Origin of the sequence: Spirosoma flavum (genome assembly GCF_042686045.1) — a bacterium.
In the GTDB taxonomy this organism is placed as follows: Bacteria; Bacteroidota; Bacteroidia; order Cytophagales; family Spirosomataceae; genus Spirosoma; species Spirosoma flavum.
In genome coordinates this window covers 58,821-83,245 of sequence record NZ_JBHUOM010000023.1, presented here as the reverse complement: position 1 = coordinate 83,245, position 24,425 = coordinate 58,821, and the positions used below count along the sequence as shown (strand labels likewise).

The window sequence follows — 24,425 nt, the reverse complement described above, 5'->3', positions numbered from 1 at the left end:
ACTATATTGGGCCCTTTGCATCGAAAAACAGGTCAAACTGATATTAATGAAGCCGCTTCTCTTTCGAGTGCCTACGGTAGATGATCGCTCATTTCGGATTGAACAGGATAACGCACCTCACTTTTATGGTCAACTGCATTTTCATCCGGAAATTCAACTGACTCTGATCAAACAGGGTGAGGGTACGCTGATTGTAGGTGATAAAATTGATCGTTTTGGGCGATACGACATTTTGTTGCTCGGCGCTAATCTGCCCCACGTTTTGCGAAGCGATCCCGGCTATTACCAACCTGATTCTACCCAGCGTGCTACCTCTGTATCCGTCCTGTTTCGGCCAGAGCATCTGGAAACGACCCTGCTGAACTTGCCCGAAACGAAGCATCTCAACTTTCTTTTACAGGAAGCGCAACACGGTGTCCGGCTGCGGTGTGAGAGGGGTAATTCACTTACTGAACAGCTGGAAAACCTGCCGCAGCAGCGTCCGTTCGAGCAATTGCTGATTCTGTTGCGGTTACTGGACAATCTGGCAACCAACCCTGATCGGGAGGTATTATCGGCCACGGCCTACGTCCGACCCCAACGCCCGGATGATCAACGTCGGTTAGAGCAGGTTTTTTCGTATATACTTCACCATTATACGTTGCCTATCTCGCTGGAAGACGTAGCCAATGTAGCGAACCTAACACCCGGTGCTTTCTGCCGTTTTTTTCGGCAACATACCCGCAAAACGTTTTCACAGCTGCTCAACGAGGTTCGTATTGAAAATGCCTGCCGCCATCTGCGTGAGTCGCAGGAAAATATCAGCCAGATTGCGTTTAGCTGTGGCTATACGAACCTGTCAAATTTTAACCGCCAGTTTAAAGAAATTGTCGGCTTGCCCCCTAGCGAGTATATTCAGAGTTATCGCATGTAGTTCAATATCAATTGGTTACTTTACTACCGGAAACGCCACCACCCGTAATTTGGTGCATCCGTAGGGGATGAGCGTCAAGGTTTCGGATTTATCATCTACTTCGCCCTTATAGATGCCATCTCGAGCCGTAACGGGCTGGCGGGCAACACCTTCTACTAGTTTCCAGTTCGGTATCTGCCGACCCGTCGTCTTGATTTCGATGGGCGCGTTGGCCTCATTCCAGACGAAATTGTCCGGCAAGGGCTTTATCGTAACGGTGGTGTTTTTGGCTGGGTCGTCGATTACCGCTTTAGGCAGACCGTAATTCCATCTGGTGCCCGTTTTGGGTTGATACTCGTAGTAGGTTCCCTCTTCTTTGATTTCCTTTTTGATTACGTCCGATTCCACTTTCAATGCGTACACCAAAGGCCCGCGCTCAATAGTCCGAGAGTTTTTGGCCCAGTTACTGGTTGTGATGGTCATTGGTAATTGAAGCGTCACTTTATCGCCATTTTTCCAGAGTCGCGTCAGGCTGATAACCTGTCCGCCTTTATCGGCGCGCAGTTTCTGTCCATTAAGCAAAATTGTTGCTTCAGCACACCAGCCCGGAATCCGAAGGTCGAAGGCAAACGTTGTCGTTTTTAGTAAGCTAATCGTAAAACTAATCTGGTCCTCAAAGGGGTAATTTGTTATCTCCTGAATCGTCACCTCGGTACCATCGGTGACTTTGGCCTTCACCGTGTTTGGGGCATATTCCAGTGCGGCAAGTCCCTTTTCAGTGCCGTACCATAAGTGAGACGTGTATTTTGTCCAGCCCTGGTGCATATTGGCGGTGCAGCAAGTGTAGCCCGCATAAGGCCCAAACACATTGTTCATGCCCCGGTCGAAGGGGAGCGAAAAATCGAATACGCCCCGGGATACCTGCACCTGATTGGCAATCTGGAAATATTGCCGCGACATATAATCGTCGGTGGTTTGGGTAGGTAACGCATTGAATGTCATGCGTTCGAGCGCATCCATATAAGCCGGGTCGCCGGTAATACCGATGATCTCTTCGAGTGAAAACATCGTCTCGACAATAGCGCAGAGTTCAACACCCTGCGTGGGTTCGTTGCCGTGTATATCTTCATCGCCCGAAAACATGCCATGCGGTAATCCATGCAGGGTCATCAGGTCATTGAAGCCGGTTTTTACGGCGGCTAGATACTTAGCTTCTTTTTTACCCCGGTAATATTCGGCGGGCATTTTCAACCCCATCCCGACATTAACGGCGTGGCGATCCATCCACTTGTGGCCAGTCTGGTTTACGGCGGCACCGATGGCCCAATTGCGCCCACCAAGCAGGTCGGTCCAATTAGTCGTTTGTTTGTACAGTATGTCGGCCAGATCGAGCAGAAATTTGTCGCCGGTACGATTGTAGAGCCAATATACGGCCATAATATTGTCACCTCCCCGCGATTCCGACCACTCCGACCACTTGTTCAGCGGGCAGGTTTTAAGGCTTTTGTGCTGATAGCTGAAGTAGTTGGTCATGAACGGAATCACCCGCGAATCGTTGGTGGCGGTATAATATTGCTGCATAACCTTGAGCATGACCATGCGCGGCCACCAGTCTTCGCCGTCGGCACAGGCGTTCATTTTGCCGCCATTTGCCAGTTCTGCTTTTGTGTAAGCCCCAAAAAAACCATTTGGCCGCTGGTGTTCAATACTCCAGTTTATGTATTTTAGGACTTTGGCTTTCAACGGTTTATCATCTAATAGATACGCCAATGGTACGGCGCCATCGAGCCAATAGGGCGTTTCCTCCCAACCATCGCCTTTGCCGCCAAGCCACCCATTATCGTCTTTAATTTTTGGGTAGAACTCATCTAAATGACCGGTAGCTCCATCGCGCATTACCTCCAGCTGATGATGCAGCCACCCGTTTGGTTTTATTGCACCGAGCGGCAGTTCACTATATTTCTGGGGAGCCAGTGGCGCACGGCTATTGGTATGAGTTGATTTTTGTGCGTTAGAAACTAGCGCATTTGCTAAAGCCATTCCCAAGGAAAGGGTAAAAAATATGTTTTTCATGATTGTTTTGCCGGCAGGTTACTTTAAGTAGGCATAACTAAACGACTTGCTCAGATCAGGCACAAAGACACTACTGGTTTTGATGCGGCTTGTAGCCAAATTCTTAATAACTAGTCAGTTTGAAAGATGATATGATTCCGGGTTCTACTCAACTAAAAATAGATAGTTAGCCAGTATATCAATAAATTGAGGGCAGAAACAACGACAAGTGGACACTTAATTTCACTTGGAGAGGGCATGATTTACTCCCTACCCTGTAGCATCAGACGATTTTGATAGGCGACTAGTCGGCTTGACATTTATTTAGTGAGATTAGGATAAATTATCCTTGATATTAAGTAATTGGGATCAAAAGGCTGCTTATCAATTTATAAAGGGTACATAAGCCATTATCAAAACGGCCATAATTTAACTTGATCGACTTAGTGAATAGCCTACGAATGAATAAACTACACTATACACTGTCTCTCCTTTTTGTTTTTCTGACCGTAAAGGCTCAACAACCCATCGCACTAAAACTTTGGTACAAACAACCTGCCGGGACTACCTGGACTAATGCATTGCCCGTTGGTAATGGCCGACTGGGAGCGATGGTCTATGGAAATCCTGAGCAGGAAGTCATTAAACTAAACGAAGTAACCGTTTGGTCGGGTGGGCCGAACCGCAACGATAATCCCGATGCATTAGCTGCATTGCCTACGATTCGGCAACTGATTTTTGATGGCAAACAAGCCGAAGCGCAGAAACTGGCTGAAACGAAAATTCAGTCGAAGAAAATCAACGGCATGAAGTACCAGCCAGTAGGTACACTTCGGCTGAATTTTCCAAATCACCAGACCTATACCAAATATTACCGCGATCTGGACATTGAAAGAGCCATTGCTACGACCGCCTACACCGTTGATGGGGTGCGTTATACGCGGCAGGTTATCGCGTCGGCACCCGACCAGGTGATTGTTGTTCGGTTGACAGCGGATAAGCCCGGTAAGCTATCGTTTACGGCGTTCATGAACAGCCCTCAGCAAACCCAGCGAACCATTGAGGGCAAAGACAAACTCGTGCTAACGGGCATTACCAGTGATCATGAAGGTGTGAAAGGGCAGGTCCGCTTTAATGCTCACATTCGTGTTTTGCCGGAGGGCGGACAAACCAGCAAAACCGACACATCGGTGGTTGTCATAGGAGCTAATGCCGCCACGTTATATGTCTCGATAGCAACCAACGTTGTTGATTATAAAACGTTAACCGCTGATCCGAAGATGTTGGCGGATAATTACTTAAGTCAGGCGGGTAAACGGTCATTTCAGGCTATTTTAAACGAGCATGTTACGGCTTATCAACGCTATTTTAATCGCGTAAGATTGAATTTAGGTACTACCAAAGCCGCTGAACTTCCCACCGATGAGCGCATAAAACAGTTTGCGTCTGGCAACGATCCGCAATTAGTCTCGCTGTATTTTCAATTTGGGCGGTATCTGCTGATTTCGGCATCGCAACCGGGACGCAAGGGAATGGTAGGGCAACCGGCTACCCTGCAAGGGCTTTGGAATGAAGAGATGAGTCCGCCCTGGGACAGCAAATACACGATTAACATCAACACCGAGATGAACTACTGGCCAGCCGAGGTTACGAATCTGCCGGAGATGCACGAACCGCTGATTCAGATGGTTAAAGACCTCTCGCAGACGGGTCAGGAAACCGCCCGCGTTATGTATGGAGCTAAGGGCTGGGTGGCGCATCATAATACTGATCTTTGGCGAATTACAGGACCTGTCGATGCGATTTATTATTCTATGTGGCCAATGGGTGGAGCTTGGCTCAGTCAGCATTTGTGGGAAAAATATCAGTATTCAGGTGATAAAACGTACTTGAAATCGGTCTATCCGGTTATAAAGGGAGCCGCCGAATTTTTTGTGGATTACCTGGTGGAAGACCCAAATCATCATTACCTAGTCGTTTGCCCCGGCATGTCGCCCGAGAATGCGCCATCTACCCGGCCAAATACGTCGATTGACGCCGGAGTGACAATGGATAATCAGATTGTCTTTGACATTTTTACCAGCACCATTCGGGCTGCCAAAACCTTAAATATCGACGCTGATTTTGTCAAGGTAGTACAGGCTAAATTAGCGCAGTTGCCACCCATGCAGGTCGGTAAGCATAGCCAATTACAGGAATGGATCGACGATCTGGATAGCCCAGACGACAAGCACCGGCACATTTCACACCTCTATGGTTTATATCCATCGGCTCAATTGTCGGCCTACCGCACGCCTGCCCTGTTCACGGCTGCGCGCAACACCCTCGAACAGCGGGGCGACGTTTCGACAGGCTGGTCGATGGGTTGGAAAGTGAACTGGTGGGCGAGGCTTCTGGATGGAAATCGGGCTTATAAACTGATCACAAATCAATTGTCGCCGGTTGGCTCACAGCAGGGCGGAGGTACCTACACCAACTTATTCGATGCTCATCCCCCGTTTCAAATCGACGGAAATTTTGGCTGTACGGCGGGTATCGCCGAGATGATTATGCAAAGCCATGATGGGGCTATTCACCTGATTCCGGCTTTGCCTAATCGCTGGCAGGAGGGAAGCATTAGTGGTTTACGAGCGCGCGGTGGGTTTGAGATTATTGCGCTGGAATGGAAAGATGGGAAGGTGGCAAAAGTGGTACTGAAATCGACGCTTGGCGGAAATTGCCGGATTCGTGTCCCGAACGAGTTACAGGCAAAAGGGTTCTCAATGACGCTAAATGGCGCAGAGAATTCGAATCCATTTTTTCAGGTCTTGGAGATAAAAGACCCAATCATTTCGTCGCAGGCTCAGCTTATCATGAAGAAACCCCGCATCGGTCAAGTGTATGATTTTATAACACAACCTGGTAAAAGCTACACCCTGACGATGAAGTAAAAAATAAGGCCAGGAGGTTAGCATTTGTAGGGGGGACTAATGCATCTATTCATTTCGTTTTAAGAAATTGGTGGTTGTGATATTTTTATGCGGTAACGTAGTGACATTCGTTTATTTCCATAGTCTAAGCTATATGTTTAGACGATTTTACGACCTCCTGTTTGTCTCTTTGTTGCTGCTTGCGCACAGTCTGATTGACTTTTTTATTCCTGACAAACCAGCAAGGGTGCAAAACCCCGGAGCAGAATACGCGGACCTTTATCCAGATGATTATAACGAGACACTTGATAGGTTTTCAAGTAAAGATTAGCCCAAATCAACCAAGGGTCTATAGAGGAACGGCGATAAGAAATTATAGCGTCATCCGTGCCCCTGAACATCGCTGTTCTCAATGAATAGGACATCTGTTGGCCCTGATTAATAAAGAGCGCGTAACAACTTGCTGTGGAATCGGCTAGTCCGTTTACTGCGGTATCAAGTAATCATTATCAACGAAATAGCCAGGATGTATATGGCTTGAGCCCGTACACCGTTGCCAAGTATATACCGATGGTAAATATTGCTGGCGGCAAGCCGATTGCCAACGGTTTACTAATTTGTAGCCCACCTAAGTGGGCTTTTTTTATTGGCTGATCGATTGGACAACCCTATTTAATAAACTAAACGGCATCAGTTCGATGCAGGGAAGTTTGCTTAATAAGGGATTTTTTGGAAGTTAATTGGCTGTAAATACCTGATTGGCGGGGTAAGTTTTATGAAATGGTTTCTTTTAGGATACGTGTGCCTACTATGTAACTACCCTGTTGAGATACATGAAACAATTTGCCTTGATTCGCTTTGCTTTATTCCTGTTGATTTTTGGTTTCCCCGCTATTTTAATTGCCCAGACAGATAAAAAGCTACGGGTGCTGGTTTTGAGCGATATTGAAGCGGACCCCGATGATTCTCAGTCGCTGGTTCGTTTCCTGACATATGCTAACAAATGGGATATTGACGGACTTATTGCAACGACGTCTATCCACCAGAAAAAACGGGTAGCCCCTGAAACGATTCACAAAATCGTGACGGCTTACGGGAAGGTCCGGGCTAATCTCCTAAAACATGAAAAGGGTTATCCGCCAGCCGAAGAACTAAAAGCCAAAATCAAAAAAGGTTTACCGGTTTATGGTATGGAAGGCGTAGGGGAAGGTCATGATTCGGAAGGCTCGGACTGGATTATAAAAACCCTTGAAAAAGCCGATGACCGACCGTTGTGGATACCAGTTTGGGGCGGTACTAACACACTGGCTCAGGCACTGTGGAAAATTCAGAAATCCAGAACGCCACAGAATGCCGAGAAGCTATACCATAAACTGAGAGTCTATACTATCTCCGATCAGGACGATTCGGGACCGTGGATTCGTAAAACGTTTCCCACTATTTTCTTCATCTGTAGCCCCGGCTATACCTACGGACAGGCGACTTGGTTAGGTATGACAATGGCTGCGGCTGGTGCCAATAGCGAAGTCATTAGCACCAGCTGGTTAGCAAAACATATTCAACAGGGGCATGGTCTGTTGGGAGCTGCCTATCCTGATGTCGCTTATGGCATGGAGGGAGATACGCCAGCTTTTCTGGGTCTAATCCCTAATGGCCTTAACGATCCGGAACATCCGGATTTTGGTGGCTGGGGCGGGCGTTACACGTTTTACACGCCGACCTTGTCCACCGCTCCTGATCGTTTCGCCCGGCCTAACTGGCCGGTGACGGAAGCTGAAACCCGTCCATTATGGACAAATGCTGTGGATTCTGTTTATTCGGTGGTTGAGAAAAGCGGCTCCCGTAGTATTCAGGCTACAATATGGCGTTGGCGTGAGGAGTTTCAGAATGACTTTGCCGCCCGTATTGATTGGACGACGAAACCGTACGCAGCTGCTAACCATCCGCCTGTGCCTGCGCTAGCACATCCAGTTCGTTTTACGGTAAAGTCAGGCGAGTCATTTCATTTGAATGCCGACGGCACCTCCGACCCGGATGGCGATTCGATGAGTTATCTGTGGTTTCAGTACCCTGAAGCTGGGACGTATCCCGGCATTGTTAGTTTTCGTCCTTACGCTGCCAATTTGTATGATCTGCCGGTAACCGCTCCGGTGGTATCCAGTTCTCAAACTATACACTTTATTTTGAAGGTTACCGACAAAGGCACCCCAGCATTAACGCGTTACAAACGCGTAATTGTAACTGTTGTGCCAAAGTAACTTAGTGAGTGTTATTAGTCGTTCGGTCTCATTGTAAACGCCATTGTGCCTGTATCCACGGTGGACAGTCTTAAAAAAGCGAAGCACTCTGTGATTCGACAGAGTGCTTCGCTTACGGGTAAACGGTAAAAAATCTAGGTTAGCTCAATAAATAGATCTTTTCGGGCGCGTCGTACTTTAGGGGCTTTCGATAAAAAGTCTTTTTCTTCGTCTCGATACCCAAGAGCCAATAGCGCAACACTTTTTAGACCTTTGGCGGGTAAGTCTAGTATTTCGTCGAGAGCTGCGGCATTGAACCCTTCCATCGGCGTGGCATCAACGTGTTCCAACGCTGCAGCAATCAAGCCCGAACCTAAAGCGATATATGCCTGACGGGCTGCCCAGATAAATCGGTCTTCCGGCGTTTTGCTCAAAATACCGCCTTTGATCGAGTCCGAAAACGGGGTTAGGGACTCGGCTGAAACACCCCGTGTATCGGCAATCAACTGCATATACGCATCAATCTGAGCCGCTTCCACGTTTGTCCAGGATGCGAAAACCAACAGGTGGGATCCTTCAACAACTTGCGGTTGCGGACAGGCCAGTTCGTGAATTTTCCCTTTTAATTCGTGATTGTCGATTACGACGACAGTATACGGTTGCAAACCTGCTGACGACGCTGATAGGCGAATCGCTTCCAGAATGGTATTGAGCTTCTCGGCTGGAACCTTCTGACCATTCATTTTTTTGGCAGCGTACCGCCAATTCATAGCTTCAAGTAACTCCATGGTTGTTGTGTTTAGGCCTCTATGTATTTAACAGATTTCGCCGGGGGTACAGGCAGGCCCATCGGTAGGTAACTGAATGACAGAAGGATTTGCTTTTTCCCACTCAGACCACGCCGTGTTGAGCGCTCCTAAGAATGTTTCAGGTTGTTGAGCGCCGGAAACTGCATACCGGCGATTCAGCACGAAAAAGGGTACACCTCGTACGCCCACTTGCTGCGCTTCGTAAATATCCTGGCTAACGGCCTCTGCATACTGATTGCTTTGTAGCATTTGCTCAATATCAGCAGCGACAAGTCCAATCTCCGTGCCCAGTTCAAGTAATGTTACGTGATTAGACGTATCGCGGCCTTCAGTAAAATAGGCCCGAAACAGACGTTCTTCGGCGGCATCGCCCAAGCCGTGTTGTTTCGCTAGTTGTATAAACCGGTGAGCATCCCACGAATTAGCCACAACAGCTTTATCGAAGTCATACGATAAACCAACCTCATGGGCCATTGCCGTAACGCGGTCGTTCATGCCCTTAGCTTCATCCAGGCTCCAGCCTTTCACGTCGGCTAAATACTGATTAATATTTTTTCCCGGTTCCGTTTTCATGTCCGGGTTAAGCTGAAAGCTTTTCCAGACAACGTTTACCTGATCTTTGTGCGTAAACTGATTGAGGGCGTTCTCAAACTTTCGCTTACCAATGTAGCAAAAGGGGCACATGACATCGCTCCAGATTTCTACGTCCATTGTTGTTGCGTAGTAGGTTAGGCAGCTTGGGCCAATTGAATGTTAGCTATCAATTTAATGTCTTCGCTAAGGGCCAATCCACCAGTTTCGGTGAGAGCGTTGTAAGTCAAGCCAAATTCTTTGCGATTAATTTTCCCGGTTACTTCAAATCCAAGCTTCTGATTACCATAAGCATCCTTGGCGGTTCCGCCATATTCTGCCTTCAGGGTAACGGGTTTTGTAACACCTTTCATGGTTAAATCACCCGTCAGCGTGTATTCATCGTCGTCTACTTTCTTGAAAGAAGTTGATTTGAAGATGATTTTTGGATAGGTCTCCGCGTCGAAAAAGTCAGCTGCTTTCAGGTGCGTATCCCGCATTTCCTGATTAGTATCGATGCTGGCTACATCTAGTGAGAAGTGAATTTCAGCGTCCTTGAAATCGTCGTGTTCCGTTGTTGCCCCACCCTCGAAATTTCTGAACGTGCCGGTTACGGTAGAAATAACAAGGTGCTTTACTTTAAATTGTACTTCGGAGTGCATCGGGTCTACGACCCAGTTTGTTGTTGCCATAATTGTATTGACTAACTTGATTAAAATTGCTTAATTGGTTGACTAGCAAAGCGTTGAATTGCAATTCTCGCTACGCTGTATAGTCACATAGTAAGATAAAGCTGTTCTGAAATTGGACAGTCGGCCCCGCCAATAGCTCTCATCAGCCCTTGCGTCGGCTTTTGTAGAACTTTGTTTCAACGCCCATTTGGACTGTGACCATAGTAAATATAAAATCATCTGTTACACTGATATAATTCCTAACACCGTTAGAAAATTGGTAAAAAAACTAGCTATTTAAGCCCTTAATAAATCCACTTATCGCATCTTTCAGTACTAACTGACTCCAAGGATTAGTGACTGCATTTCGATCAATCATATGGATTGACACCAACCCGTGAATAATTGACCAATATGTATGAAATTTCAGAAATGCATTCACGTGTGGATGTGTGCTACTGCTGATCGCTTCCTGAATAACCGAAATAAGTGTATTAGAAAACTGTTTCATCTCCGCAACCTGATTAACCTGTTCACATTGCGGAATACCCAGCCCGAACATAAGCTGGTAATACTCTTTGTGTTCAAAAGCGAAGTCCCAGTACCCCTGAGCAATTGCTTCTAATTGCTGACTTGCTTCCGGCTTACTGTCTCGTTGACGGATAATAACGTCGGTCAATAGCCGAAAACCATCCTTCGTAAATTCCAGTAAAATGGCATCTTTGTTCTCAAAATGACTGTAAATCACGGGGGCACTATACTCGATGGCATCGGCGATCTTACGAATAGAAAGCGCCTGCCAGCCTTCTTCCAGAACCAGCTGCCAGGCTGCCTGTAAGATGCTGGTTTTAACCTCTACTTTTTGTCGTAACCTGCGCTCAAGTATTCCCATTGTGGGTAGTGTTATATTCTATAACGGTGTTAACTATTCTATCATGATGAAAGTTCATTATCTTAATAATGCATTTTTAATGCACCTATCTACCAGAGCAGCACACTGTGAAACTGACTTTCCACGCGTATTTAAGGCTGAACGAACTTAGCGGCAATATTTTGCCCTAGGATGCGGGAATCATTATGATAGGTAAGTCCAGAACCGGAACGAGTACCAACTTGCTTTATGGTTACCATTACAAGTGACAAAACATAATAAAGGAAAGTATTGATGAAGTAATAAGATCCGTCTGTTAGTGCTCAGTACCAGCGGGTTACTGATGGGGAGACAGTGCAAAGGGGACTTATGGGGGCAGAAAAGTGGATTTGCATTAGCCATCTGCCCCCAATTTGGGTAAGCAGACTTATTCAAACCGGAAGCAGACGAATAAGCTAGAACAATTGGTTTTAGCTAGTCAAAAGGAGCAAATTAAAGCCGAAAAGGGTAATTTCGCCAGATCAGCGACTTTGCAATCATAGACGTGTGTCTTACGTGCATAAGCCCGGATCGCTCGAATACCTAACCAGCATAAACGCAACTCAATCATGCAGGCAACACCCGTAGCTAGCAAATCGACGCCAGCCACTTTTACCGAAAATAAATACCTGATTACCCTCGTCTTTGTCACGTCTCTGTTCATGTTTTGGGGGATCGCCATTACTATGGGCGATGTGTTAAACAAGCATTTTCAACACGTTTTGAGCCTCACCAAGACACAATCGGCATTTGTTCAGTTTGCTATTTTTGGGGCCTATTTTGTCATGGGCATCCCGGCTGGCTTGTTCATGAAACGGTTTGGTTATAAAAACGGGGTATTGCTGGGGCTTTCGCTTTTCGCAATTGGTTCGTTTTTATTTGTTCCAGCCGCTGCTGCTGCTTCATTTACTTATTTTGGCATCGCCCTTTTTATATTAGGCTGTGGTATTTCAACACTGGAAACAGTGGCGCACCCTTTTGTTGCCTCATTGGGCGACCAGCGTACCAGTGATCAACGTATCAATTTCGCACAGGCATTCAACGCGCTAGGGGCCATTATCGGACCCGCTATCGGCTCTTATTTTCTTTTACGGAATAATACGGCAGGGAGTACGGATCTGACATCCGTTAAGACATTATACATTGTAATCGGCAGTGTAATAGCGACCATTGCCATACTTTTCTCCTTTGTAAAAGTGCCTGCCTTAACGGATCCACACGCAGTAGTGGCCAATCCTGATGCAGCGAATGTTGACGTTGAACCGGGGAAAACTCTTTTTCAACACAAACACTTTGTATGGGCCGTTGTTGCCCAGTTTTTCAATGTAGCCGCGCAGGGAGGAACTTGGGCATTTTTTATTAATTATGGTCACGAAAAAATGGGCTTTTCCGACGCCACAGCGGGTAATTACATGGTGCTGTTTATGGGACTAATGTTGGCCGGACGTTTTGTTGGTACGTTCCTGATGCGGGTCATTGCCCCACATTCTTTGCTGGCTATTTTTGCTGCCTGTAATATTGTCATGTGTATCATCATTGCGCAAAGTTTTGGGTGGCCTTCATTTATTGCGTTGATGATGCTCAATTTCTTTTTCAGTATCATGTTTCCAACCATCTTTAGCTTGGGTTTGAAAAACCTTGGATCACACACACAGCAAGCTTCGTCTTTTATTTCGATGGGCGTGGTTGGTGGTGCTATTTTCCCATTTTTAATGGGTATGGTTGCCGAGCATGATGTAGCCGCTGCCTACTACCTGCCAATCATCTGTTACGCAGTTATTTTTCTGTTCGGTTCGAAGTTATATAAAATAAACTGAGGAGATTAATATTGACAGTAACGTCCCGAGAGCCTGGAGTTTTCGGGACGTTTTGATTCCTGGACTCCATACACGCGCTTGCATAACGGCTGTCGTTGCCAATAGGTAAGCTCAGCTAGCACCATTCAAGACGCTTTACTAAACTACGTGCGGCTCCTCATTGAGAAATAAGACGCTGTTAATCAACTGCCACCCGACTGATTAGCCATCAGCTTCTGTTTTAAATCAAACGTCTGACCGGCAAAAACGATCAGAATCTGGTGTGTATCAAAGGCTCGTTTTACGGCAATCATAGCTTCGCTCAAAGCCGCCTGTGAATTAGTCGTGGCGGGGTTAATCCAGAACCATAGTACAAATTGCACGTTTGCGTCGGCAAAATTGCGGTAATGTAATTCGACTGGATGATCGGGTAACAAGAATGGTAAATGAGAAACGGCTGCTTTCGCAACTTGCTGTGCTCTCGCTAAATCGTCCAGATAGGAGACCCCAGCTGCCAGTTCAATACGTCGCTGGCCGATGCGGGAATAGTTGGTAATGGGTTTTTGAAAGACATCCTTACTCGGAATTTCGACGGTTTGTCCCTGCCCGTTATCCATCACAACAGACCGTAGTTTAATGTCGAGTACTTTGCCCGTATAGCCGTTGGTTTCGACTATATCGCCCACTTGAATGGGTCGGGCCAGTGCAATCATTGTTCCCGAAATAAAATTAGCCGTCAGGTCCTGAAAGGCAAATCCAACGGCCAACGCAATGACTCCAGCACCAGCCAATAGAGAAGTTACGGTTTTATCGAGACCCAAGACACCCAGCGCGACAAACAACCCGAGAGCTATTACTAAAACCCGTATCAAGGCCCCCGTAAGATTCACAAGTGATTCATTGTTGCTAACTCGTCGTAGTCCTTGTACCATTCCCCGACTTAGCCATCGAGACAGAAACGTGAAGAAGACGAAGAGCAAAATAGCTACCGCCAATTCGGGCAGATAGCGGATGGTATTTCGTATCCAGAGCGAAAGTTCAGCGTAAATAAGACCGGGAGCTTGAGAGAAATCCATTATGTACAGGTACAGTTGTATCACAAGAACGACTCCGGTTTATATACTGTTTCATCGGTATGCCCATTAACTGTACCTTTGTGGAACAGTACAATTGACTGATGATGAAACCTACAGCTGCCGTTTATCTCGATAATGCCGCTACCACCCGGCTCGACCCCGAAGTTCTGGACGCTATGTTGCCGCTTATGACTGAGCAGTTTGGTAACCCTTCTTCCATTCATAGTCACGGTCGGGCGGTGCGCACGGCCATCGAAAAAGCGCGTAAAACAGTTGCGTCGCTATTGAACACATCACCCGCCGAAATTTTCTTTACATCGGGGGGGACCGAAGCCGACAATACAGCCATTCGGAGTAGTATCGAAACGTACGGCCTGACACACGCTATTACATCGCCGTTGGAGCATCATGCTGTTTTACATACGCTTCAACATCTGGCAGAACAGGGTACTATTCAGTTGAGTCTGGTCAATATTGATGATAAAGGTCATGTCGATTTAGCCCATCTGGACGAATTGTTACGCAGTCACCAGAATGAAGCTGGAAGAACCCGCTCGTTGGTTTCGCTGATGCATGGCAATAACGAGATTGGAAATATGCTGAATCTGAATCGGGCAGGGGAGATCTGCCGGGCGCACGAGGCTATTTTCCACTCCGATACGGTGCAGACGATGGGACATTTTCCGCATAATTTGCAACAACTTCCCGTTGATTTCATTGTGGGATCAGGGCATAAATTTCACGGCCCCAAAGGTGTTGGCTTTCTGTACGTCAATGCCGGACGAGTAAAAATTAATCCGTTTGTGTATGGTGGTGCGCAGGAACGCAACATGCGGGGCGGCACTGAAAATGTATATGGCATCGTTGGGTTGGCAAAAGCTCTGGAAATCGCCTACCGAGATATGGACGCTCATCAACAACATATTACTTTCCTGAAACGCCGGATGATTGACAGCTTACGAGCTAAAATGCCCGACGTACAGTTTAATGGCGATTCTGCTGATGTGGAGAATAGTTTATACACGGTTCTGAATGTCAGCCTGCCCGCGTCGGATATGAGCGATATGTTGCTGTTCAGTTTAGATATTGCCCGGATTTCGGCGTCGGGTGGGTCAGCCTGTTCGAGTGGCTCATCGATTGGGTCGCATGTGCTGGCGGCTTTGCCGGAACTGGATTCTGAACGAGGATATGTTCGTTTTTCATTTGGCAAATACAATACAGAAGCGGATATTGATTATGCCGTTGACACGCTGGTGGCACTGTACCAGAAGGAGTTGGTGAAATAAGGAGACAGGGAGAGTTCATATAAACTCAACCATACGTATCGCCTTACTCCGTGACTCGTTCAATAGCTAGTCACCGAGTAAGGCGATACGTATAAGAGGTTAATTTGCTGTTTTTTTTGAAAGATAAGAGAGCCAATTGCCAGGCGGTTAAGAATATTTACAATCGATCCAGCCGCCCTCCATCGACGCGCACTTCGGCACCCTGTACAAAGGCGGCCTCGTCAGAGGCCAAATAGGCAATCGTAGCCGCTACGTCTTCGGGCTTACCTACATCAGCCCGGTCAATCTTCTCTACCCCCGATTTCACATTGGGATTATTCCACAGCATCGGCGTGTCAATCGCGCCGGGCAGGATAGCATTGATACGGATACCCTTTGGCTTGCCTTCCAGAGCTGAGGAGCGTGTCAGCGACAGCACAGCAGCTTTTGCAGCGGCATAAGGAGCCACCAGCGGTTCTGTCTCAACGGCATGTATGCTAGAAACATTGACAATGCTGCCACCGGGTTTCATGTGCAGAAAAGCCTGCTTGGTGAAGTAAAACGTGCCAAGCAAATCCACGTTCAGGATGCGTAGCCAGTCATCACCGGTTAACTCTTCCAGCGCCTTAAATTGCATCAGTCCCGCATTGTTTACAATGACATCAAGACGACCGAAGCGCTCCAGCGTTCCCTTCACCGTTGCTTCTACCTGTGCTTCGATAGCCACATTGCAGATACTAATCCACACATCGGGAGCACCAGCCGCTTTTACTTCGGGCAGTGCTTTGTTTAGATTATCTTCGTTTAAGTCGGCTATCACCAGCCGGGCTCCTTCCGAGGCCAGCCGCTTGGCTACGGCCAGACCGATACCACTGGCCCCGCCAGTAACGATGGCTACTTTATTCTGGAATCTCATGTTGATTAAGCGTCAGGTTGATTGGTTTTTACTACCGTGTTGGTTGCATGTTGACGCGCTTGTCGGGCATCAGCTTGTTTCTTTTGCGCCCACGGCTGTCCGCTCTCGTTGGGCATTACAATAGGTACCTGTAAGCAGACGCTATGCGCGGGCAACACCTGCTGCCAATCCTGAATAAGTTGCTTGTATGCCATGCCCACAGGGCGAATTTTGCGGTCAAGGTCACAGAGACCCATCGGATTAACATTTCCATTGTTCTCGCGAAGAGCCGTGTCCCAGTCAACTTGGTCGGTGAGCGAATACCACGTAAAGCCGACCATGGGAACCCCATCATTCCGCACCCGTAAAACATTCGCCCATTCCTTCCAGAGCCAGTTCACCGCTTCGTTACCCTGCGGACCCTGCCATAAATTGGTTTCTGTATGCATAACGGGTAAACGGTATCGGTCGTGGTATTGGCGCGTAATGACATGATAACCAAACACCTCTCCAGAAGCCTGAGTACTACCGTCATCCGATACCCGATGCTCGTTGGTCTGGTAATAATCGTTGCCCATAATGCAGTACTGTTTCAGGTTATGACCCAGAAAGAAGTGGTACTCCTCGCGGGTCATGCCATTGTCCATCAGGTACTCATACATCTCCGAATCTACCCGACGACCATAGTTCAGATCCAGCGATAGAAACCGTTTGGCATTCATCAACTCAGCTGGTTTGATAGCAGCTGGGTTTTCGGCATGAAAATACTCCGACGACTCACTCTGAATAAAAATGGCGTCGGCCCTTACTTCAAGGATAGCACTCATGGCCAACACATTGGCTTTGACAATATGCTTCAGGGCAGTCACAAAAGCGACGTCACTGCGGAGTTGTTCGTTCCACCAACCGTATAGGGCCGAAAACTCGGCGCAGATGTACATTTCGTTGATGGGCGTATAGAGCTGAACCCACGGGAAGCGCTGAGCGAATGCACGGGCATAATCAGCAAATAGGGTAGGGAAGTCAGGGTTTTGGAAATTGCCTATCCAGTCGGGTAAACCGAAATGGCATAGATCGACAATAGGTATGATATTGCGTTTGCGTAGATCCTGAAACGTCTCGTCGGCAAAGGACCAGTCATATTTTCCCTGGCTCAGAAAGGTGGTATAGATCGGTGGACCATAGCGCAGAAAGCGAATGCCTAATTCCTCTACCAAATCAAAATCGGTACGCCAGTGCTTGTAATGGCCACACTTTTCTAATTCATCCTGACGGATTTTACCGCCCTGAATGGTGGGGTTACTATTTTCAATACCGGTGGCAAAAAGAAACTGGGGGACCATAGACTAGTGTCGTTACGCGTAAAGGTTTACCACGTTATTGAGGTGACTGTTTACCCTAACTCAATTAGAGAAGTAGAGTTCAGAAAAGCTGTTTCAAATAGCCAACTACTATGCCGGAAAATGCTACAAATGAATTTGTTATGGGTCGAAAATACACCAATTATGCTGCTGTAGTCTTAGTCTGTGTATGACGATAGTACTCGTCAGACAATGGATGGGTGGGGTAATTTCAGGGAGGCAACGGCGCATGGATAGACCAACTCCAATAACTCATTTAAACATTTGTTGTGCATCGGAAGTAGTTTTCGATTAAAGGAATAAACGATACAGGCTAATCCAGATGAGTATAACGAATCACTACAGCACGCTACTGCTACTCACTGGTCTGCTTACTGCTTGCTCTTCCCTGCGCCAACGCGACGACATAACCCAGTTAAACCAAGTTTTTCGCATTCCACGCGGTCAAAATATGTATGCCTATTCAAAACGGGGTGGAGTGGTCGTCAAAACCATAAAGAAGTCGGTCAATGCAGCCCTTTATGAGCAACAGGATACACTATTTGCCGAGTTTCTGGCCGAGTCGCTGCCCCAGCCAGACGGCGATCCCAATACACTCGATCAGTCTGATTCGCTGGCTCTCTTTTTTGTGCATTATAACCCGACACTCAAAAAGATTGAGGAAAAGAGCCCTTGGTTTCGCTATCAGGATACCGCGTTTGATCTGGATTTGTTTACCCTACCCTTAAAGTACCGCTTCGCCACGGCTGGACAGCCTGGTCAACTCGATGATAAACTAAATGTGGGTATTCATGCGGGCTACCGCTACGATCTGGGGCGGTATCGGACGGTTTATTTCCGGCACCATCAGCGGTCCGAAATAACATCATTTAGCATTGGGTTTGGCGGTTTTCTCTGCTTTGCCCCGGCTACAGTAACCTCGTTCAGTACGGCGGGGCGAGTACAGGATGACTATCAGGCGCTGGGCATTAATTATGGCGTAGCGACCACGTTGAGTTATGGCTCAGTATCGGCGGGTCTTGCGTTGGGTGTGGAACGGTTGAGTAACCACGACCGTATTCTGTGGATTTACGAGAACAAACCTTGGATTGGCGTTACCGTGGGGATTAATTTAAATTAAATTGCCCGATATGAGTTCGAGATAGTCGATCACCCTTGGTAATTACACGAAAGATTTTTCAGTAAGTCGCGTTTTTTAAGAACTGCGAAGGTTAGTCCACCGTATGGAAGACACTATGTAGGCTGATTGAAAGCGATATTTCGTTTCAGTCCATCCAATTTAGTTCGTTTCACCGCTGACCGGCGAAAAATTTCTCGAAAAACTTCCTCAGTAATTTCTTCCCAATCGGTCTTTGTAAACGCAGCCAAATCAGGGTGCGGGTCAAAGGCTGATGTCTTGTTCGGTTTGGCAAACCGGTTCCAGGGGCAAACATCCTGACATATATCGCAGCCAAAAATCCAATTATCGAACTGACCCCGAACGTCGGTAGGAATAGCGTCTTTCAGCTCAATAGTGAAATAAGAAATACACTTACTGCCATCTACCACATAAGGGCCAACAATGGCGTCAGTAGGGCAAGCGTCGATGCAGCGCGTGCAGGTACCACAATAGTCAGTAATGGGACCGTCGGCCTCCAGTTCGAGGTCGAGAATCAGTTCGCCGATAAAGAAAAATGAGCCGATTTCTCGATTAATCAGGTTGGTATGCTTACCAACCCATCCTAATCCCGCCCGTTTAGCCCAGGCTTTGTCCATTACCGGAGCCGAATCGACAAAGGCCCGCCCGCCAACCTCACCAATTTCTTCGTGGATATAGGTCAGTAAATTCGTTAATTTTTCTTTGATAACAAAGTGATAATCTGTTCCGTAAGCGTATTTAGATACTTTAAAATCATCGTCGCCTTCGGGTAATGTCTGTTCGGGGTAATAGTTGAGTAAAACCGTTATAACCGACTTTGCATCGTCGACAAGAAGACGGGGGTCAAGTCGTTTGTCGAAGTGGTTGGCCATGTAGTTCATCTGGCCGTGCATCCCGTTCTTGAGCCAGGTCTCCAACCGGGGCGCTTCGTCGGCCAAAAAATCCGCTTTCGCCACACCACAAAAGTCAAAGCCTAATTCGGTGGCCTTGGTTTTGATAAGTTTGGCATAGTGGTTTGCGGCTGCGTACATGAGTTGACAGGAACACTGGTATTTTAAGTCAAACAGATTTATACTGATAAAAAATCCGCTATTGTCCAGTCAAGCGTCTGAAAATGTGTCAAGTTGGCAGGAAATGAGGTTTTGGCCGGTCTTTTGCCCATCTTTGCCTATGGATTTCTGGAAGAGAAATAGAAGCTCAGTAATGGAAAACAAAGACACTTTAGATGAACAGGCATCTACCAATACGCAACAACCTGACAACCTGACAACCGACGAAGCCGTGACGGTAAACGGCGGTGAACCCGAAGATACAATGGAAACTGTCCCGACAGAAGAAGTAGTTGCTGAAATAGAAACTGCACCGACTGAAACGCCAGAACCGGACAAAGCCAGCCGGGAAGTTGCCGAACTGAAAGATAAATATCTCCGTTTATATGCCGATTTCGAGAACTATCGTCGGCGTACAGCAAAGGAAAAACTTGATCTTATCAGCAACGCAAACGAAAGCTTGTTGCAAGCGCTGATTCCGGTGGTTGACGATTTTGAACGGGCAACGCAGTCTATCGAAAATACGAACGATGTAGCTGCCTTGAAAGAAGGCGTTTCGCTGATTTACAATAAGTTATTTAAAACTTTGGAAAGCAAAGGCCTGAAGCCGATGGTGGCCAAAGGTGAACCGTTCAACGCCGACTTGCACGAATCTGTTACGCAGTTTCCGGCTCCAAGCGACGACTTGAAAGGAAAGGTGATTGATGAAATAGAGAAAGGATATTATCTGAATGACAAGGTCGTTCGGTTTGCAAAAGTAATTGTAGGAAGCTAACGTAGTGTAAACTGAACCGTGTAAAGTGAGGACAATTGGTCGCCAACGCATCATGTCATGCTACACGTTTCGTTTATACTGAATTAATATATGGCAACGAAGCGCGATTATTACGAAGTATTGGGCGTTGACAAAAGCGTCTCGACTGAAGACCTCAAGAAAGCCTATCGCAAGATGGCTATCAAATACCACCCCGACAAGAATCCTGACGACCCAACCGCCGAAGAAAAATTCAAGGAAGCGGCTGAGGCCTATGATGTCTTGAACGATCCACAGAAAAAAGCGCGGTACGACCAATTCGGCCATGCTGGTATGAGTGGTGCAGCCGGGGGTGGTGGCGCAGGCGGCCCATCAATGGAAGATATTTTCAGTCAGTTTGGCGATGTCTTCGGTGATGATACACCTTTTGGCAGTTTCTTCCGGGGTGCCCAGGGCGGTGGTGGCGGTGGTCGTCAGCGCGTTCGGCGCGGCTCTGATCTGCGTATTAAGCTAAAGCTGAATTTGCAGGAAGTTGCCAACGGTGTTGAAAAGAAAATCAAGGTTAAGCGTCACGTCACGTGTACTACCTGTAGCGGCAATGGTTCCAAAAACGGAGCGGCTGTGCAGACATGTTCGACGTGTAGCGGCACGGGACAAACCCGTAAAGTGGTGAACACCATGCTCGGTCAGATGGTCTCGACCAGCACTTGCCCAACCTGTAATGGTGAAGGTAAAATCGTAACCGACCGTTGCGACGTCTGTTTCGGCGAAGGGCGCGTATTGCAGGAAGATGTAATCCCGCTCAAGATTCCTGCTGGTGTTGCCGAAGGTATTCAACTATCGGTGGGTGGCAAAGGCAACGTTCCACCACGTGGTGGTGTTGCAGGCGACCTGCTTATCGTTATCGAAGAAGAAGAAGATGCCGATCTCAAACGCGATGGTAATAATGTCGTGTTCGATTTATACGTCAATTTCGTTGATGCCGCTGTCGGCATGAGCGTAGAAGTGCCAACGATTGACGGTAAGGCTCGTATTGTCCTTGAGCCCGGCACGCAGAGTGGTAAAATGCTGCGTTTGAAAGGTAAAGGAATTAAGGAATTAAACGGATACGGACGGGGTGACGAAATCGTTCATGTCAACGTTTGGACGCCCAAAGCCCTTTCGGCAGAAGAGCGGTCTATGCTGGAAAAGCTCCGCCATTCGCCAAATTTTCAGCCTAGGCCGAACAAGAATGAGAAAGGTTTCTTCGACAAAATGAAGGATTTCTTTCACGGTTGATATAATCCCTTTAATTTAACGGCGGTGTCAGGTTTAACAACCCGACACCGCCGTTTTCGTTTAGCAACACTGATAAAGAGTCGTTTATGTAAATGTAGCGAGATAGATATAATAGTTTTGAACTTCTATCAGGAGGCTGAGACTTAAAATTTTCCTGCTAATATTGCCGACTTTACGTTGACGCCGGTAGCCGGTAAATGTCATTTTATAATACAAATACTGGGTATATTTTAGTAGACAAATTAAGGAAGTAGCTCGCTTATGTCAACATCCCAAAATTTACTATTAGCTGGTGCCGCCATAACAACAGCCCTCATGGCGGGCCTTTTCTACGCGTATTCCTGCTCAGTAAACCCAGGGCTAAACCGTTTATCTGATACCGCCTATGTAACCGCTATGCAATCAATCAACAGAGCTATCCAGAATCCTATCTTCTTTATTAGCTTTTTTGGGGCTCCAATTTTACTGCTTATCAATACCTGGGTCCACTACAGCCAGCCGCTTTCTTCTCGTTTTTGGCTTCTACTCGGTGCAACTATCATATATCTGGTTGGTGTAGTAGGCGTTACCATTCTGGGGAATATTCCCGTGAATGAGGGATTGGAATCATTTGACGTACAAACCGCGTCTCTGGAAGAAATTGCCGCTCAACGAGCTACGTTTGAAAGTCCCTGGAATAAACTGCATACGATCCGAACGCTTGCCTCGATACTTGCACTTGTCCTTGTCATTACTGCCTGTTTGAGCCCGAGAGAGGAGTAGCTAATTAAGTTAGCCGCGAATGAAACAACGAATCTTATGAAATGGAGTTCTTTTGGAAAGGATGCAAAATCTGATTTTCATCATGAAGACGGTCATTCATGACGAAACCTCCATTAATTAGACAATTGCTGGCAGCAAATCGCCTACACTCTTGTTTGTGCACGGAGCCAAATTGGCTTGTTGAAGCACAACGGCGCTACAAAGTCTGTTAGCTTATCGGCAAAGCTGTTTCCCGACGAAGCCAGGTCCAGAATAAGAAGAGAGTTCACCGTTTTGATTTGTATCATGAAACAGCGTACGTAATAAAGCCGGGATATAGTAACTTCGCTCCATCCCCCTTTATACACGCATATGCACCAAACACTATTTCTATGTCTGGCATTAATGCTCGCTGTTTCGTTACTGGTCATGGTCGGTCAGCGACTACATATTCCCGTTCCCATTTTTTTAGTAGTAAGTGGTTTGGTCGTTAGCTTTATTCCAGGCATTCCGCGTGTTGAAATTGATCCTGAATTAATCTTTTTGATATTCTTGCCGCCTTTGCTTTATGAGGCTGCCTGGTTTATGTCCTGGAAAGAGTTCTGGCGCTGGCGACGTATCATTGTTGTACTGGCCTTTGGGCTGGTGATATTTACGTCGTTTGCTGTCGCGTATGTGTCGAGCGCGGTGATTCCTGGATTTACACTGGCGCTGGGATTTTTGTTAGGCGGTATCATTTCTCCGCCCGATGCTGTTGCCGCTACGTCGGTTTTGAGGGATGTAAAAATTTCCAAAGCGGCCGTTAGCATTCTGGAGGGCGAAAGTTTAGTGAACGATGCCGCAAGTTTGGTGGTATTTCGCTTTGCTCTGGCTGCTGTTATATCGAACTCGTTCGTGTGGCAGAAAGCAGCCACTGGATTTTTGTTGGTGACGTTTATGGGTATCGTTGTTGGGTTAGCGATTGGTGGTGTCTTTTATTGTATTCACCGATGGTTGCCCACCTCAACCCGGATCAGCATTCTACTGACATTCATGGCTCCGTATATCATGTATATGACTGCCGAAGAGTTTGAATTCTCAGGCGTTATGGCTGTTGTGAGTGGCGGCTTATTTCTGTCAAACCAGAGCCACGTAATTCTTAACCACAGCGCGCGAATTCAGGGGACAGGCATGTGGGCTACCGTTACATTTGCTTTAAACGGATTGGTATTTATCCTGATTGGGCTTGAGCTACCGGTTATTATCAACAGTCTGGACGGTTATTCAAAAGCTGAAGCTATTTGGTACGCTTTGTTAATTACAACTGTGATCATTGTTACCCGCATGGTCTTTACGGTGTCGTCTTCGTACTTCACTCAGTTTATCGGAAAGTATATAACCGTGGCTCAACGAAAACCCGGCTGGCGTGGGCCGATCATTATTGGCTGGGCCGGTATGCGTGGGGTCGTGTCGCTGGCATCGGCGCTATCTATCCCATTGCTGAAAAACGGCGAACCATTTCCGCATCGGAACCTGATTTTATTCATCACGTTTGTCGTTATTCTGGTCACCCTGGTTTTCCAGGGATTGTCTCTACCACTGGTTATTCGGTGGATTAATCCCAAAGACCTCGATAAGCATATACCCGAAGATACCCAAGAGTCTATAATTCGGCTGAAACTATTAAAGGTTGCCCTGAAGCACCTTCAGGATAATTATGCTGACGAATTAAGCACGAACGAATTAGTCGAGAATCTAAAGAATAGGATGGAAAGTGATAGCCATCAGACAAAACGCCATCTGGATACATTAGAAAACGACAGCGAAAATGTAACGCAATACAATGAAATTCTAACCGATATTATCAATGTTAAGCGTGATGAATTGCATCGGCTTCGTAGTAAAGACGAGTTTGACGATCATATAATTCGTCAGGAAGAAGCCCGAATGGATCTGGAAGAGGAAAAAATAAGCCATCCAATGCACTGATCTTATTGAAAGTTCGCACGTATATAGACTTAAGAATACCATTTCATTAAAAAG

19 protein-coding genes are annotated in these 24,425 nt (G+C 46.9%); 10 read left to right on the top strand and 9 right to left on the bottom strand.

Annotation, left to right across the window (positions count from 1 at the left end; all coding sequences use genetic code 11):
* Positions 1-46: 46 nt before the first annotated feature.
* On the top strand, positions 47-913 hold the full coding sequence (locus tag ACFS25_RS20875; protein WP_381504875.1) for an AraC family transcriptional regulator: 867 nt from the start codon (positions 47-49) through the stop codon (positions 911-913).
* 15 nt (positions 914-928) lie between these two features.
* On the opposite strand, the gene ACFS25_RS20870 is transcribed toward ACFS25_RS20875, so the two are convergent.
* Entirely contained in the window at positions 929-2,965 is a 2,037-nt protein-coding gene (locus tag ACFS25_RS20870; RefSeq protein ID WP_381504873.1) for a beta-L-arabinofuranosidase domain-containing protein, read from the bottom strand.
* 440 nt (positions 2,966-3,405) lie between these two features.
* Between ACFS25_RS20870 and ACFS25_RS20865 the strand changes: the two genes are divergently transcribed.
* On the top strand, positions 3,406-5,874 hold the full coding sequence (locus ACFS25_RS20865; RefSeq protein WP_381504872.1) for a glycoside hydrolase family 95 protein: 2,469 nt from the start codon (positions 3,406-3,408) through the stop codon (positions 5,872-5,874).
* Positions 5,875-6,686: 812 nt separating this feature from the next.
* Positions 6,687-8,111, top strand: coding sequence for a DUF1593 domain-containing protein (locus ACFS25_RS20860; protein WP_381504870.1), 1,425 nt, complete (start codon positions 6,687-6,689; stop codon positions 8,109-8,111).
* A 134-nt stretch (positions 8,112-8,245) separates the two neighbouring features.
* Here the strand turns inward: ACFS25_RS20860 and ACFS25_RS20855 are convergent, their stop codons facing one another.
* The 4 genes from ACFS25_RS20855 to ACFS25_RS20840 all read right to left on the bottom strand — a co-directional run bounded on the left by ACFS25_RS20855 (position 8,246) and on the right by ACFS25_RS20840 (position 11,032).
* The gene (locus tag ACFS25_RS20855; RefSeq protein WP_381504868.1) at positions 8,246-8,878 is read right to left on the bottom strand and encodes an NAD(P)H-dependent oxidoreductase; all 633 of its coding nucleotides are present in this window, start codon (positions 8,876-8,878) and stop codon (positions 8,246-8,248) included.
* Positions 8,879-8,905: 27 nt separating this feature from the next.
* Positions 8,906-9,610, bottom strand: coding sequence for a DsbA family oxidoreductase (locus ACFS25_RS20850; protein ID WP_381504866.1), 705 nt, complete (start codon positions 9,608-9,610; stop codon positions 8,906-8,908).
* A gap of 17 nt (positions 9,611-9,627) precedes the next feature.
* Positions 9,628-10,161, bottom strand: coding sequence for a YceI family protein (locus tag ACFS25_RS20845; protein WP_381504864.1), 534 nt, complete (start codon positions 10,159-10,161; stop codon positions 9,628-9,630).
* Between the two features lie 268 nt (positions 10,162-10,429).
* Positions 10,430-11,032, bottom strand: coding sequence for a TetR/AcrR family transcriptional regulator (locus ACFS25_RS20840; protein ID WP_381504862.1), 603 nt, complete (start codon positions 11,030-11,032; stop codon positions 10,430-10,432).
* A gap of 587 nt (positions 11,033-11,619) precedes the next feature.
* Between ACFS25_RS20840 and fucP the strand changes: the two genes are divergently transcribed.
* Positions 11,620-12,867, top strand: a complete 1,248-nt coding sequence (gene fucP / locus ACFS25_RS20835) for an L-fucose:H+ symporter permease (RefSeq protein ID WP_381504860.1) — start codon at positions 11,620-11,622, stop codon at positions 12,865-12,867.
* A 182-nt stretch (positions 12,868-13,049) separates the two neighbouring features.
* Here the strand turns inward: fucP and ACFS25_RS20830 are convergent, their stop codons facing one another.
* Complete coding sequence (locus ACFS25_RS20830; RefSeq protein ID WP_381504858.1) at positions 13,050-13,922, bottom strand: mechanosensitive ion channel family protein; 873 nt, start codon at positions 13,920-13,922, stop codon at positions 13,050-13,052.
* Between the two features lie 104 nt (positions 13,923-14,026).
* Between ACFS25_RS20830 and ACFS25_RS20825 the strand changes: the two genes are divergently transcribed.
* Positions 14,027-15,208 carry a cysteine desulfurase family protein gene (locus ACFS25_RS20825; RefSeq protein WP_381507037.1) on the top strand — a complete coding sequence of 394 codons (1,182 nt, stop codon included), beginning with the start codon at positions 14,027-14,029 and terminating at the stop codon, positions 15,206-15,208.
* Positions 15,209-15,365: 157 nt separating this feature from the next.
* Here ACFS25_RS20825 and ACFS25_RS20820 read toward each other — a convergent pair whose 3' ends face one another.
* Both ACFS25_RS20820 and ACFS25_RS20815 read right to left on the bottom strand, forming a co-directional pair.
* A complete protein-coding gene (locus ACFS25_RS20820; RefSeq protein WP_381504855.1) occupies positions 15,366-16,103 on the bottom strand; it encodes an SDR family NAD(P)-dependent oxidoreductase in 738 nt (245 codons plus the stop codon).
* A gap of 5 nt (positions 16,104-16,108) precedes the next feature.
* Entirely contained in the window at positions 16,109-17,425 is a 1,317-nt protein-coding gene (locus tag ACFS25_RS20815; protein ID WP_381504853.1) for a family 1 glycosylhydrolase, read from the bottom strand.
* Between the two features lie 340 nt (positions 17,426-17,765).
* Between ACFS25_RS20815 and ACFS25_RS20810 the strand changes: the two genes are divergently transcribed.
* Positions 17,766-18,563, top strand: coding sequence for a hypothetical protein (locus ACFS25_RS20810; protein WP_381504851.1), 798 nt, complete (start codon positions 17,766-17,768; stop codon positions 18,561-18,563).
* 113 nt (positions 18,564-18,676) lie between these two features.
* Here the strand turns inward: ACFS25_RS20810 and queG are convergent, their stop codons facing one another.
* Positions 18,677-19,612 carry a tRNA epoxyqueuosine(34) reductase QueG gene (gene queG / locus ACFS25_RS20805; RefSeq protein WP_381504849.1) on the bottom strand — a complete coding sequence of 312 codons (936 nt, stop codon included), beginning with the start codon at positions 19,610-19,612 and terminating at the stop codon, positions 18,677-18,679.
* Positions 19,613-19,784: 172 nt separating this feature from the next.
* On the opposite strand from queG, the gene ACFS25_RS20800 reads away from it, so the two are divergent.
* The 4 genes from ACFS25_RS20800 to ACFS25_RS20785 all read left to right on the top strand — a co-directional run bounded on the left by ACFS25_RS20800 (position 19,785) and on the right by ACFS25_RS20785 (position 24,371).
* On the top strand, positions 19,785-20,405 hold the full coding sequence (locus ACFS25_RS20800; RefSeq protein ID WP_381504847.1) for a nucleotide exchange factor GrpE: 621 nt from the start codon (positions 19,785-19,787) through the stop codon (positions 20,403-20,405).
* A gap of 90 nt (positions 20,406-20,495) precedes the next feature.
* Positions 20,496-21,662, top strand: coding sequence for a molecular chaperone DnaJ (dnaJ, locus tag ACFS25_RS20795; protein WP_381504845.1), 1,167 nt, complete (start codon positions 20,496-20,498; stop codon positions 21,660-21,662).
* 261 nt (positions 21,663-21,923) lie between these two features.
* Positions 21,924-22,424, top strand: coding sequence for an anthrone oxygenase family protein (locus tag ACFS25_RS20790; protein WP_381504843.1), 501 nt, complete (start codon positions 21,924-21,926; stop codon positions 22,422-22,424).
* A 351-nt stretch (positions 22,425-22,775) separates the two neighbouring features.
* Complete coding sequence (locus tag ACFS25_RS20785; RefSeq protein ID WP_381504841.1) at positions 22,776-24,371, top strand: Na+/H+ antiporter; 1,596 nt, start codon at positions 22,776-22,778, stop codon at positions 24,369-24,371.
* The last annotated feature ends 54 nt before the right edge of the window (positions 24,372-24,425 follow it).